At 66.4% G+C, this 14,381-nt stretch carries 15 protein-coding genes; 11 read left to right on the plus strand and 4 right to left on the minus strand.

Going from position 1 to position 14,381, the window contains the following annotated elements:
* Window positions 1–253: 253 nt before the first annotated feature.
* Window positions 254–667, minus strand: coding sequence for a hypothetical protein (locus ACO2RJ_RS02710; protein ID WP_423266467.1), 414 nt, complete (start codon window positions 665–667; stop codon window positions 254–256).
* Window positions 668–1,420: 753 nt separating this feature from the next.
* Here ACO2RJ_RS02710 and ACO2RJ_RS02715 point away from each other — a divergent pair.
* The gene (locus ACO2RJ_RS02715) at window positions 1,421–2,428 is read left to right on the plus strand and encodes a hypothetical protein (RefSeq protein WP_423266468.1); all 1,008 of its coding nucleotides are present in this window, start codon (window positions 1,421–1,423) and stop codon (window positions 2,426–2,428) included.
* 98 nt (window positions 2,429–2,526) lie between these two features.
* Window positions 2,527–2,745, plus strand: a complete 219-nt coding sequence (locus ACO2RJ_RS02720) for a hypothetical protein (RefSeq protein ID WP_423266469.1) — start codon at window positions 2,527–2,529, stop codon at window positions 2,743–2,745.
* Window positions 2,746–2,747: 2 nt separating this feature from the next.
* On the opposite strand, the gene ACO2RJ_RS02725 is transcribed toward ACO2RJ_RS02720, so the two are convergent.
* Window positions 2,748–3,296 carry a hypothetical protein gene (locus tag ACO2RJ_RS02725; RefSeq protein ID WP_423266470.1) on the minus strand — a complete coding sequence of 183 codons (549 nt, stop codon included), beginning with the start codon at window positions 3,294–3,296 and terminating at the stop codon, window positions 2,748–2,750.
* A gap of 368 nt (window positions 3,297–3,664) precedes the next feature.
* Between ACO2RJ_RS02725 and ACO2RJ_RS02730 the strand changes: the two genes are divergently transcribed.
* The 7 genes from ACO2RJ_RS02730 to ACO2RJ_RS02760 all read left to right on the plus strand — a co-directional run bounded on the left by ACO2RJ_RS02730 (window position 3,665) and on the right by ACO2RJ_RS02760 (window position 7,995).
* Window positions 3,665–4,171 (plus strand): hypothetical protein, encoded by a 507-nt coding sequence (locus ACO2RJ_RS02730; protein ID WP_423266471.1) that lies wholly within the window; start codon window positions 3,665–3,667, stop codon window positions 4,169–4,171.
* Window positions 4,171–4,548 (plus strand): hypothetical protein, encoded by a 378-nt coding sequence (locus ACO2RJ_RS02735; RefSeq protein ID WP_423266472.1) that lies wholly within the window; start codon window positions 4,171–4,173, stop codon window positions 4,546–4,548. Before ACO2RJ_RS02730 ends, ACO2RJ_RS02735 begins: the two co-directional genes overlap by 1 nt.
* A 722-nt stretch (window positions 4,549–5,270) precedes the next feature.
* Complete coding sequence (locus tag ACO2RJ_RS02740; protein ID WP_423266473.1) at window positions 5,271–5,447, plus strand: hypothetical protein; 177 nt, start codon at window positions 5,271–5,273, stop codon at window positions 5,445–5,447.
* Entirely contained in the window at window positions 5,447–5,752 is a 306-nt protein-coding gene (locus ACO2RJ_RS02745; protein WP_423266474.1) for a hypothetical protein, read from the plus strand. Before ACO2RJ_RS02740 ends, ACO2RJ_RS02745 begins: the two co-directional genes overlap by 1 nt.
* Before the next feature lie 55 nt (window positions 5,753–5,807).
* Window positions 5,808–6,104 (plus strand): hypothetical protein, encoded by a 297-nt coding sequence (locus ACO2RJ_RS02750; protein ID WP_423266475.1) that lies wholly within the window; start codon window positions 5,808–5,810, stop codon window positions 6,102–6,104.
* Between the two features lie 434 nt (window positions 6,105–6,538).
* On the plus strand, window positions 6,539–6,901 hold the full coding sequence (locus tag ACO2RJ_RS02755) for a hypothetical protein (protein ID WP_423266476.1): 363 nt from the start codon (window positions 6,539–6,541) through the stop codon (window positions 6,899–6,901).
* 62 nt (window positions 6,902–6,963) lie between these two features.
* Window positions 6,964–7,995, plus strand: a complete 1,032-nt coding sequence (locus tag ACO2RJ_RS02760) for a tyrosine-type recombinase/integrase (protein ID WP_423266477.1) — start codon at window positions 6,964–6,966, stop codon at window positions 7,993–7,995.
* 371 nt (window positions 7,996–8,366) lie between these two features.
* Here the strand turns inward: ACO2RJ_RS02760 and ACO2RJ_RS02765 are convergent, their stop codons facing one another.
* Window positions 8,367–9,638, minus strand: a complete 1,272-nt coding sequence (locus ACO2RJ_RS02765; protein WP_423266478.1) for a glycerophosphodiester phosphodiesterase family protein — start codon at window positions 9,636–9,638, stop codon at window positions 8,367–8,369.
* Window positions 9,639–10,212: 574 nt separating this feature from the next.
* Between ACO2RJ_RS02765 and ACO2RJ_RS02770 the strand changes: the two genes are divergently transcribed.
* Entirely contained in the window at window positions 10,213–11,718 is a 1,506-nt protein-coding gene (locus ACO2RJ_RS02770; protein WP_423266479.1) for an ATPase domain-containing protein, read from the plus strand.
* Complete coding sequence (locus ACO2RJ_RS02775) at window positions 11,705–13,462, plus strand: response regulator (RefSeq protein ID WP_423266480.1); 1,758 nt, start codon at window positions 11,705–11,707, stop codon at window positions 13,460–13,462. Before ACO2RJ_RS02770 ends, ACO2RJ_RS02775 begins: the two co-directional genes overlap by 14 nt.
* 58 nt (window positions 13,463–13,520) lie before the next feature.
* Here the strand turns inward: ACO2RJ_RS02775 and ACO2RJ_RS02780 are convergent, their stop codons facing one another.
* A complete protein-coding gene (locus ACO2RJ_RS02780) occupies window positions 13,521–14,237 on the minus strand; it encodes a GntR family transcriptional regulator (RefSeq protein ID WP_423266481.1) in 717 nt (238 codons plus the stop codon).
* Between the last annotated feature and the right edge of the window lie 144 nt (window positions 14,238–14,381).

Below are 14,381 nucleotides of genomic sequence, written 5' to 3' on the forward strand. Positions count from 1 at the left end.
AGAAGAAGCCCCGCGCGGCTTTCACCGGCGGGGCGATTGCCCACGGCTGGCGACCGCGGGGCTTCTTTGTCAGGCTATCTATGTCCGACGCCGTGTATTCTACGCCAACGCCTCGCCTGCGACAAGAGTCAGCGCGCCGGTTTCGAGGGCCTTTGGCGCTGTTTTCGTGTGGGGCGCATTGGCGACGTCCCCCGTTACTCCGACAGTTGTTCTCACGTTCAGTCGCCATGTGAGCGCATCCGCATTCGCGGCGTTACATCTGGTGAATCTCAACCTCGATCCCCTTGGCCTTGGAGCGGAAATAGCGGTCCGACAGGCGCGGGCGGAGACGCTGCATGACGGCGCGGCCGATGACCTTGGGGTCGACGGTGACGCCCTGCTTGCGGCCCTGTTTCGCGACGAGAATGGCGACGGCGCGTTCGGCGACGCGGTGCAGGCTGATCGGTTCGGCCGACGCAGCCGACTGGGCGTCACGGTCGAGGCCGACGATGCCGGCGATCTTGGTGCGCCAGACCTCGCCGACCGCGGTCGCGATCGCGCGGTCCACGGCCGACGGCAGCGGGCGGCCGACGGTCTTGGCGACATCGCGGTAGGCCTGGCTGCGCTCTCTGTCGCGCTGCTGGCGGGCCTTCCATTTTGCGGCGGGGGTGAGGATCTCTTCGGTCATTCGGGGAGTCTGCGGCGCGGTTATGAAATGAACAAACGTGGATGCGGCGACGTGAGCGCATCCGCATTCGGAGCGCGCGGAAACGCTGGCAAACGGCGGTGTGGCGGGGATTGCTGCGCGCGCGGAAATGCTATCGAGGCGGGCAAGGGGTCAGCTTTGCTGCACCTTGATCGGTGGCGCTTCCAAGCCTCTTTAGGTCAGCAGAGGAGCTCTTTCCCGACCGAAGGGAGGGCCGCCGTCTTAGCATCCCAAAAACAATTCTGAGGCGTCAGCAGCCCCGATTCCAGGGGTCAGCACCCCAATCGAATAGGCCCGGGAGCGGCAGCGGAGGGCCGTTCTTCCTGCCAGCCCTGTATCCGCCGCCAGGCGGTCCAGCCACCTATCTGAGGCCCTGTCGCGCAACCCCGATGTTCCGCCCGGAGGGCGGTGCGATAACCCATGCGTCGAGCCTCGAAACCGCGGTAGCGCCGGCAACCAGTCCCACCTCTAAGAGTTATCTTGATAGATATGGGCCGCGTATTGCCAAACCTGGCGCGCAGAACGGACGGAAACGCGTCAGGAATGAACAGTCTGCCGTTTTCAGGTTTTTGTATATGATGTGACGGTGTTTCCGCGGCCTCTGGAGGGCTTGTGATGGGTTCGTCTCCTCGCGTGGGCCTGACGTCAGATGCGATCATGACGCTCCCTGGACCGGCGGGGAGGCGGATCGCGCTGCCGACGCTGAGCGGGGCGCAACAGCGCCTGGCGTGGTCCATGGTGTCGCTGATCAACTCGGGTGTGCGGACGACAGTGATGGTGGATGGCGTCCGCCGCAGCGCCGTCGTCTTCGACAAGGAGGAGCTGATCGCGAAGAGCGGCCATCAGCTCAAGAACGTCGGCCGCGACCTCCAGGCGCTCGTGAACGCTGCTGTGGTCTGGTCAGACGACGCGCGGCTGAACGGGCGGCCGCTGTTTAGCTTCGTGGACTACCAGAAGCCGATTTTGAAGCGCGGGGAGGGCCTGCCGGGCCGGGTCGCGGTCGACCTGACCTCGGAGTTCAAGATCCTGGAATCGAAGTCGGACCTCTTCTCGATCCGGGGGCCGGCGTGGTTCGCGGCCAACCGCCAGGTCGCCTTTACTTTGTTGATCTGGCACGCCGCGGAGCTCGCAGGCGTCGCCCACGGGACGCCGCTGTCCAACATCGGCACCAGCCGCTTCGCTATCAATGCCCAGACCATCAAGATGTTCGGCGGGGCGATCGCCGAGCTGCCCTTGATCCGGTTCAAGCACGACCACTTATTGCCCGCCATCGATCAGTTGAATGGCGTCGTGAGGGCCTCGGCTAAGGCTGAGCCGGTGCGGATGGAGGGCTTCCGGTCGTTCATGCGCCACGACGTCGTTTCACTTGGGCGCGGCTCGGACACCATTGAGGCGGTCGCGGAGCTGACCTTGACGCTGAGCGAGCGTGGCCTGATCGGTGACCTGACCGACCGCAAGAAGGCCATCTCCCCTATGACCATGCGGAAGGGCTCGCCCATCAAAGCCGCGAAGACATCCAGCCGGGCGGTCCAGCGCTCCTGGCTGCGTGACCAGCGCAGCGCCGAGAAGCTGGCCGAGGTGAAGCTCGCGATGGTGCAGGAGGCGCGCTTGCGGGCCGAAATCGCCGAGGCGACTGAGAAGCTCGAGGCTCTGAAGCGCCAGACCGCCGCGCCGCAGAGGGTGCCTGCCTCGCCCAGGAATGACGCGATGGCGACCTATCCCGGCGTCTTCAAAAAGCGCTGATGGCTAAAATGCCGACGACTTCTGCAACTGCGACGTAATAGCTGGCGGGATAGATTGGGGAGTCGGCCGAGATTCCGGCCCTATGGAGAGACACCGTGTTGACCGAGACCGAGGCCGTGATCCTGGCCACCGCCAACAACCGGATCGCCGATCTCGAGCGTCATGCTGACCATTCGATCGCAACGCTGCGGGTGCACCTTTCAAACGAAAGGGCCGCCAAGCGCAGTGCGCTGACGGTCCTTCAGCAGTCCGAGATCCGCGTCCGCCAGCTCGAGGCCTACATCGCCGATCTGGAGGCGATTATCCGCGAGGGCTGACCTCAGATAGCCAGCGTGGCCGGCTCCGGCTGGCCCCAGGCGGCGGTGCGCCGCTGATGCGCCTCGCTGGTGCGCCTCAGGGCCGCGCGGATCTCGGACCGCCGCGCCTGCTTCTCCTGATCACGCTGCGCCGCCGAGGCCGCGGCCTCCCGTTCAGAGGTCGACATCAGGTCCCGCACGCCCCGCAGTCGGGTGCCACCCGAAATGTGAGCTCCGACGGCCGCCGGTGACGACCGCGCGACGATCGCGAGTTCGTCGCTCAGCAGGCGTGCGGCCCACTCTGCCTGGCGAGGATCAACGCCACGCGGCAGCCGCGGGATGCCGCCCTTGAGCCGCTCCGCCGCCCAGTCCCGCATCGCGAGGCCCATGTCGGCCGGCGCGGGGGCCGGCTCCTCCGCAACCGCGGCCGGCAGCGGCGGTAAAGGCTCCGGACGGCCCGGCACCCACCTCAAAACCGATTTACCCAGCTCGCGGACCAGAACCCACGAGCCAATTAGAGCCGCGCTGACAGCCCGAATTGCTGCAGCGAGCATCGATGCGAACCTACCCATTTTGACCTCTCCTGAGACGCCCAGGCGCCCTGTGCGCCGGATCGAGGCCTCATCCTATCGCCAGCGACCGCAAGCAACTAACGCGGGCCGTTTGCTGGATTGGCGTATTGCTATCCCTAATCGCTATCCATCAAAGGTAGTGTTGACAGCACTTGCGAAGATGGGTTGCCAGACACATGGAGCGGGACGCTGATTGCATCGCCTTGGTGCCGAAATTGGCGTCTAATACAAGACCTCGTCTTGTTGGCATGAATCTTTTCCAATGTTGACACGGGATAATCGTTGACGTCGGCCGCGACCTGCCGAATTATCGTTGAGTGTCATCTGTCGATCAGGATTTGCCCACGATGGTTCCCCGCAGGCCTGGAGTGCCCACAACCAAGCCGACCCCGCCGGTCGCGCAGGCGGCTGCGCAGTCGCTGGCTCCTGAGGCCGCGCGGGATGACCTCGGCATGCTGCCGGAGCGGGCCGACTATCTGATCGAGCAGATCCGCTCGACGGCCGAGGGCTACCTCGAGGAGCTGATCGACGACTTACGGCGACTGCCGGTCGAGCACCGCAAGGCGGGCGGAGAGGCGCTCGCCGACGGCATCAAGCGCGGGATGGGCGCCGCATTCGTCCTGCTTGCAGACGCCGCGACGCGCGAAGCGCTGGCGATGATGGCCAAGGCTGCGCTTTTGCCCGAGCTCAACGCCGGCCCTCCCGATAATGCTTCTCCGGTCGTCGGGCCTGTCGTCATCGATTATGACGCCGACCCGTACTCGCTGCCGGACGCCGAGGAGCCCGCTCCCGCGCCGCTGACCGGCGCTGAGATCCACGCCCAGCTCGAGGCCCAGCGCCGCATCGACGCCCTCAAGCGCCGGAGGCCGCGCTGATGCACCCGACCCTCAACGCTCTGTCCTTCGACGAGCAGTACATCGCTGATTATCTCGACGATCTGATCGCCCAGGGTCTCGCCGCCGAGGCTGGTGATCGCCGGGGCGCGGCGCTGGCTCGACTGCCCGGCGGCGAGCTCGAAATCGACGAGATGATCGCCCGGGTCGTGGAGGTGGCGCAGACCAAAATCGATCGTCTGGTCGCGCTCCGTAAGATGATCAAGACGCCGGTGTCCGACGAGGCTGGTCAGGTCGTCGCCGAGCTCGGGTGGGCGTCGCAGCTGATGGACGCTGACGGCGAAACCGAGCTCGCCCGCAAGGCGCGCAGCCTCTCGTGCCTGATGACGTCGCCGGCTGAAAACCAGGTGCCGGCATGAAAATTGACCTCGTCATCACCGATATCTGGCCGGCCGGCCACGAGCCGATGCGCATGGCGCGCGACCACATCTCATCGCTATCAACTGTGTCCGCCATCCCCTCCAATGTCACGCGGCCCGTGGGGTACTGCGCCATCCGGATCACCGCCGTGACTACGCGCAAGGGCCGGCATGGCAGGCGGCCGAGGCGCTCGGCGTCAGCGAGCACTGGCTGAAGGCCTCGATCCAGCGAATTCGGGCGGGGCGGTTCCAGTGACCCGTATAACCACTGAGCGCCGAGCCGAAATCGGCGACGAGCTCTCGGACGCCCTGGAGCTGCCCACCCTCGGGAGCGCGTCGCCGCAGTACTGTCGCTCCACCCGCTGCCGCCGGAGCCGGCGTTCAAGCTGCCGGTAGGCGGGATGCGCGACCTGCGAGTGCATGTCGATTTCTCGCGGTGCCCGAAGCCGCCGAAGGAGAAGCGGTCGTGACCTGCTCGAAGTGCGGTGGATCCGGTCGGTTCACCTATCCCAACACGGCAACGTATCGGTCGTTTGGTGGCCTTGCTGGCTGCATGATGACCGAGGACGTCTGCAACAGGTGCTGGGGCTCTGGAGATCAGCTTCATCCCGCCGATGCACCTGCGGATGCCCGTCCGCAGAAGCGTCGGGATGCTCCGAATATCGCCGGCCTAACGTGCATAACGGTTGTAGGGCGCGTCGGCTTTGTAGTGACCTCGCACGATGTTCTCGCTGACGGATCAGCTCGAGCTCGACCGGGCGTTCGCGCTGGTCGAGGCGCGGCTGGCGGACGTGGGGGAAGATCCGGCTCCCAGCGTAGTCGATGAAGTCCTCGATCGCCTGAATACGATCGAGATTCGCCTCACGGCCGTCGAGGTCGAGAGGGCGGATCTGCGTTGATGGCCCATCCCTTCGCCCACATGTCCGCCATTGCTGCATTCGCCGCTGATGTCGGCCTCGATCTCGATGAGCTCCGTAAAGGCATCGAGGACGGCACGGTTACGCTCAAGTTCCGCGAGCCGGCCATGATCCCCCAGCCTGTACCCGAGCCGATCTCGCTCGCGGACGCAGTCGAGAGCGCCGGGTCCTATGCCGTCACCGACTTCGGAAACACCTTCGAAACGAGCAGCTACATCGAGCGCCTCGGCGAACACGGCTACAGGATCGTGCCCATCGGGGCGCCGGGGGCCTCCACCGATGCCTAAGCGCCTCCCCATCGCCACCGCCCGCGATCTCGCCAAAGCCCACGGGTAGCGACTGATGACCCCGCTCGACGCCGCCGCGATTCCCACCGTCCGCCGCATGGTCGACGCCGGCATGACACACCATGCCATCGCCGCCGCTCTCGGCCAGCCGGAGTGGCGGGTCGCCGCGTTTTGCGCGCTGCATGGCATTCGCTCGGCGCGCGGCCGCAAGCTGCCGGCCTGGTCGCAGCTTGCGGCTGAGATCGACGCCGACGGCCAGGGCGCGGTCGCGGCGCGCTATGGCGTGAGCACGTCCGCGATCAGTCAGGCTCGCCGCAAGGCCGCCCGCAGCGTCGTCGCGACGGACGCATAACCCGCGGGGGTGCGCCAGCGGGTCGTCTGTGACGCGCCGATAACTCGCGCAGCAACACACAAACTCATTCGCCTGCGACGGGCTGACTCACTCTCAGGCGCAACCTTGGATGTTGTGGCGGAAACAGTTTGCACGCCGATTTCGGGCGCTGACGGGCCTTCGGCCGGCCCGCTGACGCATCGTATCTGATCCTTTTCGACCCAAATCCGACAAAAAGTCTCGGATATGATCCTTTTTGAGGGTCTGCTCGAGCCCGATTGAGGGTTAGCGAGCTGCCAGTCCCCCACAATTATTGCGAAGTTCACCCACCGATTTGGCCGCGAGTGGGTGAACTGCTGGGTGAACTTCGTCTCAAACTGGGTGAACCTCCTAAACCGTTAACCTAGAACGCTTTTTGGCTTGCGCTGATTCGGTTTTGTGCGACCGTTTTCTACATGATCGCGATATCTCAGATTCGTCTCGACCACCTCGCCAAGGCCTTCGGCTCTCGCCCGCTGGCCCCGCTGCGGTTCGTCGCCCTGCTGCTCAACATGTCGGAAAAGCAGTTGCGGGCGCACGCCAAGGCGGGGAACATCCGGTCTGTCAACATTGGCATGGGTGTCGAGAAGCCCAGGCGGATGTTCTCGCTTGCCGACGTGGCCGAATTCGTGGAAGCCCGCAGCCTACAGAGCGCTCAGCAGTGTCAGTCTACCCGCGCAAGGACTCCCCGTTCTACTGGTGCGACTTCACCGTCAACGGTCATCGCATTCAGTGCTCTACGGGCGAAACGGAAGAGCGAGCAGCGCGCCGTTGGGTAAAGACTGAGAAGGAGCGCCTCAAGGCCGAAGCGCGGGCCGAGAAGGCCAAGCCGGCCGCCACCATGACCGTCGACGTCGCCGTCGGACGCTACTGGGATGAGGTCGGCCAACACGGCGCCACGCCGGATCTTTGGGGCAACCTCGAGCGTATCGTCGACTGGATTGGCGCAGAGACCGAGCTGACCGACGTCACCAGCGATCTGATGTCTCGGCTCATCGCTCGCCGGCGGGCGGAGTACCGCCGCGGCGATCCCAAGCTCGGGCTGGTGACCGCGTCGACGGTCAACCGCAGCTTCACGATGATCGTGCGCCGGATCCTGACGCGCGCCCGGACGGTGTGGGACCAGCCGATCAAGGAGTTGCCGTGGGGCAAGCTCACGCTCGCTGAGCCCAAGGAGCGCGTCCGCGAGCTCGGTCATGACGAGGAGATCCGCCTCGAGAAGTGGGAGCGCCCCGGTTACACGGCGCTGCGGCTGTTCGCTCAGGCGACCGGCCTGCGCCGCGGCGACGCCCTGATCACCTGGCCCCAGGTCGATTGGGCGAACGGCGTCATCCGCATTTTCGAGGCGAAGGTCGACGAGTGGCGCGAGATGCCGGTGACGCCCGACATCATCGAGATCCTGTGGCCGCTCTATACCGCGGCCGACCGCCACGAAACGCACGTCTTCACCTACACCGCCCAGAAGACCCGCCGGTGCCCGAAGAGCGGCAACGTCTACAAGCGCGGAGATCGCTACCCGATCACCGAGGAGGGCTGGTCAACCGAGCACAGTCGGGTCTGCAAGCGCGCCGGCGTCGTCGACTTCAAGATCCACGATGAGCGCCACACCGCGGCGACCCGGCTGCTGAGAGGGGGAGGGGGCAACCTCAAGATCGTGCAGAAGGTCCTGGGCCACAAATCGATCACGACGACCATGAAGTACGCCCACGTCGATGATGACGATATCCGCGCCGCAATGACCGCTCGCGCTGCCGACACCGCTCGCCGCCGCGCCGATCATGAGGCCAAGGCCGCTGCAAAAACCCCTACGTCAGCCCCTACGGTGGATCAGAGTAGGCCGGATAAGCGACTGAAGAGCAATGGTAAAAAGTAGTTCTACCGACGGCCTTCTAAGCTGATGGTCGCTGGTTCGAATCCAGCCGGGGTCGCCATTTTCTGGCTTAAGTACTGGGATTGATTGCTATTCCGTTCTGGTTGGGACGTGAGGATCGGGAACCGTTGTCCCCGCCATGTTCCTCCAGCCGGTTCCGGCCGCGCGCAAGCCCCCTCTGGCCTGTGGCGCGGGCGTAGCGCTCGACCTCCTCCGGGCTCTTGTGGCCGGTGATGGCGAGCGGCAACGCGCGCCTGCTCGCGCGTCACGACTTCACCGACCACAGGCCGAGTCCGTCACGCGCTGAGCCGATGCTTGGGCGGATCGCTTCCCCCCGAGCATCGGCCTCTTCGCATCCTCGGCAGCGTGGCGCCCTACCGGATGTTCATGCAGTTGGCGTAGTAGGTGACCGGAGCCGGCCAGTCGGAGAAGATGGCGCGCACGCCGACGTCTCGCGCCAGCACGTCGATGACGCGCATCAGATCGCCCTCTCGGTCGATCGCGTCCTCGACGGTCTGATAGTAGAAATCGCCGTCGAGGTTCGCGAGGACGCCCGACCGCTCGAGCGACCAGGCGATGATGTCGAGGCGTGCGGCCTTGGCGTCCTTGGCCGCCTGTGACGGGACGATCTTGTTCTTCCCCTTCACGGCGAGCAGCGCGAAGGTCGGGGGCGCCCAGATCCGGATGCCCTGCTCACGATAGCTCGCGAGCTCGCTTGCGTTCGGCAGGTCGGCCACGGTGTTCGCATCGTCCAGATACACGGCCTGACGGCCGAAGGCCGGCTCGTTCCGGATCCAGTACAGCACGTCCCTCTTGTCGAAGGATTGCGGGAAAACGTCGCTCGGCTTCACCCGCGCGGCCTTGTACTCGTCGATCATCTTCTGCGCGTACTCGGCTTGCGTGAAGCCGCGGAACGGCATCGGGACGACCGGGCTCTTGAGCTCCGGCGTCATCTTCACGCCGAGCCGCTTGAACAGCTCGATGCTTTCCCGATGCGTCATGAGATGGCCGCTGGTCGGCCCGGAATAGAGGTCGGTGCGGAAATCCGGCGTGCCGCCGACATATTGCTCCACGGTCGTCGCGCGCCGATCGGAGGCGTCCATCTTGCCGCGCAGCGTCTTGAATTCGGCGAGGGTGATGTCGCTGGTGCGGCATTCGGCGCTGGCCGGGGTGACGATCTCGCCGCCCGCGCCGATCACCGCCGGCGTGAACGGCTTGGTGCATTTTTCGGCGAGCGGCGTGAGCAGAATGTTCGTCGTCGTGTGCAGATCGTTCTGCGCATGGCGGCAGACCAGTTGGAGGTCCTTGGTGAACGCGACGTCGCATTCGAGGACGCCGGCGCCCATGCGCGCTCCCGCCTCATACGACTCACGGGTGTGCTCGGGGAACTGCAGCGGCGCGCCGCGATGGCCGATCGAGAAACCGCTGGGCTTGAACTTCCTGTTCTCGCACTGCTGCAGCTTACGCTTCAGCGGGCTGTCGGCCATGTCGTTGATCAGAAAGAAGGGGCGCGGCCCGAGCTGCACGTTGATCTCTGGCCTGCCTTCTCTTGCGCTTTCCTCGAAGGCTGCCGCCTTGTCCGCGACGGCGCTCATCGACGCGCCAATGGCGGCGGCAAGGCCGAAAGTAGCGATCTGCTTGCGCATGACGATCCTGATGGTGCGAGGCGGAAGGGGTTGGTTTCATTCTCGCCGAGACCGTATCGGCGGGTGCTGACAAGGAGGTGACGTTTCAGCGCTGGTCGCGGACCTTCCACGCCGCGCGACGGGTCTCGCAGCTTCATCCGAGGCGTCGGATCGCCTCCGGTGACGTCGCAAGCGCCAGCCGCGGCGACCCGGAGAATAGTCGGCGCAAGAGTGCCCGCCGCATCCCTGGCCGCGACCAGCAGGTACTCGATGCGGCTCGTCGTCTCCGGGACGAGCCGTGGCGCGAGGCGCAGGACGGCCTGGCCGCGCCACTGGACCGGTTCGTGGCCGCTTCGGCTCGGGCTCTGAGCGGAACGGCGGCGCGGGAGACCGCGTTCAACACGCCGGGCCTTGCGGCGCGCCGCCGACCCTTGTGCGCGGAGGTCCCGCGCCCCGCAGTCGTGGGGTGTGGGCCAGCGCTCGCCAGGGGCCGGAACCGCGCTGCGATGTCCGATCAAAGGTATCTGGCTGACGCAATTTTTGCCCCGCGGCCGCAATTTGATGGTACCGAGCCTGCACGATGCGGAGTGCTGCAATGGCCGGAACGGACGGACGGACTTCTTCCGGAAATGAAGGTCTCGACGGGGTGCTCCGAGGGGGGCTCGTCGCCAACCGGCTCTACCTGCTCGAAGGCTCTCCGGGGTCCGGCAAGACGACGCTGGCCCTGCAGTTCCTGCTCGACGGCGCCGACCGCGGCGAGCCCGGGCTCTACGTGACGCTGTCGGAGACCGACGAGGAGCTGCGGGGCGTCGCCGCCGCGCACGGTTGGTCGCTCGACAAGATCTCGATCTTCGAGCTCGCCGCCGCCGAGGAGGCTTTCGGCGCCGAGCGCCAGCAGTCCATCCTCCACCCCTGGGAGAACGAGCTCGGCGGCACGATCAAGCTGATCAAGGATCAAGTCCAGCGTATCAAGCCGCGCCGCGTCGTGTTCGACAGCCTCTCGGAAATGCGTCTGCTTGCGCAGGATCCGCTGCGCTACCGTCGCCAGGTGCTCGCGCTGAAGCAGTTCTTCGCGCCGCTGGACGTCACGGTCTTCATCGTCGACGATCTGACCGGCGAGGAGGTCGGCCAGCGCGACGCGCATCTCCACAGCCTCTGCCATGGCGTCATTACGTTGCAGCGGCTCACTTTGGAGTTCGGCGCCGCCCGTCGGAGGCTCGAAGTGCAGAAGCTCCGCGGCGTCGACTTCATCGGCGGCTATCATGATTTCGTCATCCGCAAGGGCGGGCTTGAGATTTACCCCCGCCTGATCGCGTCCGACCATGAGGAGCCGTTTATCGGCGACCCCGTGCAGAGCGGCGTCACGGAGCTCGACGAGCTCATGGGCGGCGGCCCCCGACGCGGGACCACCACATTGGTCTCCGGACCCGCCGGCGCCGGCAAGACGACGATCTCGCTGCAGTACATATTCGCCGCGTGCGAACGCGGCGAAAGGTGCGCGATCTACGAGTTCGACGAGCGCATCGGAACGATGCTTTCGCGCTCGAAGGCGATGGGCCTCGACCTCGCGCGCCACATCGAGGCCGGCCGGCTGGCCATTCAGCAGATCCATCCGGCGGAGATATCTCCCGGCGAGTTCGCCTGGAGGGTCCGGCGGGAGGTGGAGACCCAAGGCGCCCGGCTCGTGCTGATCGACAGCCTCAACGGCTACATGGCGGCCATGCCGCAGGAGCAGCAGCTCGTCCTGCAGGTCCATGAGCTGCTGTCCTATCTGAACCAGCGCGGCGTGACGACGTTGCTGATCAATCCGCAGTCCGGTCTCGTCGGCAGCATGACGACCGGCACGATCAACATCTCCTATGTGTCGGACGCCGTGATCCTGATCCGCTTCTTCGAAGCGGAAGGGCGCATTCGCAAGGCGATCTCGATCCTGAAGAACCGAAGCGGCGAGCACGAGGACGTCATCCGGGAGCTGCGCATCGACTCCCGCGGCGTGCGGGTGGGGGCTCCCTTATCGGAATTTCGCGGGGTGCTGACCGGCACGCCGCAATATGTCGGCCCCCGCGCGCCTCTGATGGAGGACCGCGGTGCCGGACGCTGAGGACGCGCCCGACGACATACGCGTACTGATCTGCGCGCCGTTCGGCTCCGACGCCGAAACCGCGGCCGCCTTGCTGCGGAAGGCCGGCTACGTCGCCGAAGTCCTCAGGGACCTGTCGGAGCTCGGAACGCGCTTCGACGACCGGGTGGGCGCCCTGCTTCTGACCGAAGAGGCGCTGACGGCAGGCGCGCGCACGCAGCGCCTGGCCGCGGCGCTCGAGGCGCAGGAGGCCTGGTCGGATCTGCCGGTTCTGCTTCTCGCCGCGCCGCGGTCAGGATCGGTGACCTGGCCCCAGGAGCGGGCGCGCGTCCATCTGCCGGCGAGCGCGACCAACGTCACGGTCCTCGAGCGCCCGCTCGGCGCCGTTCCGCTGGTCAGCGCGGTCGCTTCCGCGCTGCGCGCGCGGGCCAAGCAGTATGAGATCCGGGACAGCATCGCGGCCCAGAGGCGAGCGGCCGACGATCTCGACCTGCTGGTGAAGGAGAGAACCAAGGACCTCGAGGAGACGCTGGAGCGTCTTCGAGCGGAGATCGCGGAGCGCGAACGGGCCGAAGAGCAGCTGCGGCAGGCTCACAAGATGGAGGCGGTCGGGCAGCTCACCGGCGGCATCGCCCACGATTTCAACAACATGCTGACCGGCGTCATGGGGTCGCTCGACATCATCAACCGTCGGATCGCGTCGGGGAAGCTCGACGACCTCGACCGCTTCATGGAGGCTGCGGCGACGTCGGCGCAGCGGGCCGCCAATCTGACTCAGCGGCTGCTCGCCTTCTCGCGCCGCCAGTCGCTCGATCCCCGCGCGATCGACGTCAACGCGCTGGTGACCTCGCTCGAAGATCTGCTGATCCGCACGATGGGCGAGAACATCGAGCTAAGGCTCGAGCTGTCGCCCACCGTCGCTCCCGCGATCGCCGACGCCAACCAGCTCGAGAGCGCGATCCTCAACCTGGCCATCAACGCCCGCGACGCGATGCCGGACGGCGGCGCCCTGACGATCAGGACCGAGGCCGCGGAGACGCGCGGCGGCAAGGCCGTCAAAGGGGAGCTTCCGGAGGGCCGCTACGTCGTCATATCGATCGTGGACACCGGGCTCGGGATGTCGGCGGAGACCGTCCGCAAGGCGTTCGACCCGTTTTTCACGACGAAGCCGATCGGGCAGGGCACGGGACTCGGCCTGTCGATGGTCTACGGATTCGCCAAGCAGAGCGGCGGGCAGGTGAGGATCTCGAGCCGGCTCGGCGAAGGCGCGACGGTCAGCCTCTATTTGCCCGCGGCGGACGTCCCCGTCTCGCCGGAGCCTCACCCCCGCCCGCCGGTCGAAACCGTCCCGCATGGCGGCGGCGAGCGCGTGCTGATCGTCGACGACGAACACGCCGTGCGGCAGGTGCTCCGCGAGGCCCTGGGCGAGCTCGGCTACCAGACCGAGGAGGCCCCTGACGGTCCCTCGGCCCTGCGCCTCCTGTCACGCGGAACCCCGTTCGACCTGATGGTGTCCGACGTCGGCCTTCCCGGCATGAACGGACGTCAGCTCGCCGAAGAGGCGAGACGCAGGCGGCCCGAGCTTCCGATCCTGTTCGTGACGGGCTACGCGGAGAACGCAGCGCTCAGGCCAGGCTTCCTCGGGCCGAACATGTCCCTGATCACCAAGCCCTTCACGCTCGAACTGGTGGCGGAGAAGGTCCGCGACATATTGCGCGACGTGCAAGGCCAGACGGCTTCCGGACCAAACACGACTCTCGCCTGAGCGAAGAGAGGCGCTCTTGGCGCGTCGGATCGGGAGCGCCCGCCATTCATTGAGCCGGCTACGCGCCCCTCCGGGCCTTGCCCGCCGGCGCCTCTTCGGCCGTTCGCGCGTCGTTCCAGTAGGCCAGGATCTCCCGGCTGCTCCGCATGCTGTGCGCGCGCGCCGCCGCCTCGGCCGCGGCCGCATCGCCCGCCAGAAGGGGGGCGATGAGCTCGGCGTGACGCCCGACGACGGTCGCCATCTGCTCGATGACCATGTTCGACGAGGCGATGTAGAGCCGGATCTGATTGGCGATCAGATCGTAGTGCTCCGTCAGCCGCGTGTTGCCGGAGAGCTGCACGAGCGTGCGGTGCAGCGCCAGATCGGCGCCGATGAGGTCCTCGACGCGCTCGTCGTCGGCCGCGGCCTTCAGGGCGGCGAAAGCGTGCCCGATGGCGGCGCGGCCGGAATCGTCCATGCGTTCGGCGGCGAGCTGCGCCGCGAGCGCCTCGAGGCTCGCGCGCAAGGTCGAAATCTCCCAGGCGTCCTTCGCGCTCAGCGCGACGACGTCCCACCCGCTGTAGGGGCGCTGGACGATCAGTCCCTCGGAGGCCAGCCGCTGCAGCGCGGACCGCACCGTGCCCCGCGACAGCGAGAACTGCTCGGCGAGGCTCGCTTCGGTGAGGCGCGTTCCCTGCTCGAGCGCGCCGCTCACGATCGCGCGGCGCAGGCTTTCCGCCGCCGCGCGGTCCAGGCTCTGCCGTTTGGGCGGCTCGAGCGCCGATATTCCCGTCATTTAGCCATCGCCACTATCAAGGCCGCCGCGCTGAGCGACACGCACCAGCTGCCTACACGACATCGCCGGATATTGTCGACAATCAACGGCGCACATGCCGCTCGGCGTTAGTCGCAGGAAAGGAATCGGCCACGCTTATCTGAT

It is taken from the genome of Hansschlegelia sp. KR7-227, assembly GCF_049446035.1.
Classification (GTDB): Bacteria; Pseudomonadota; Alphaproteobacteria; order Rhizobiales; family Methylopilaceae; genus Methylopila.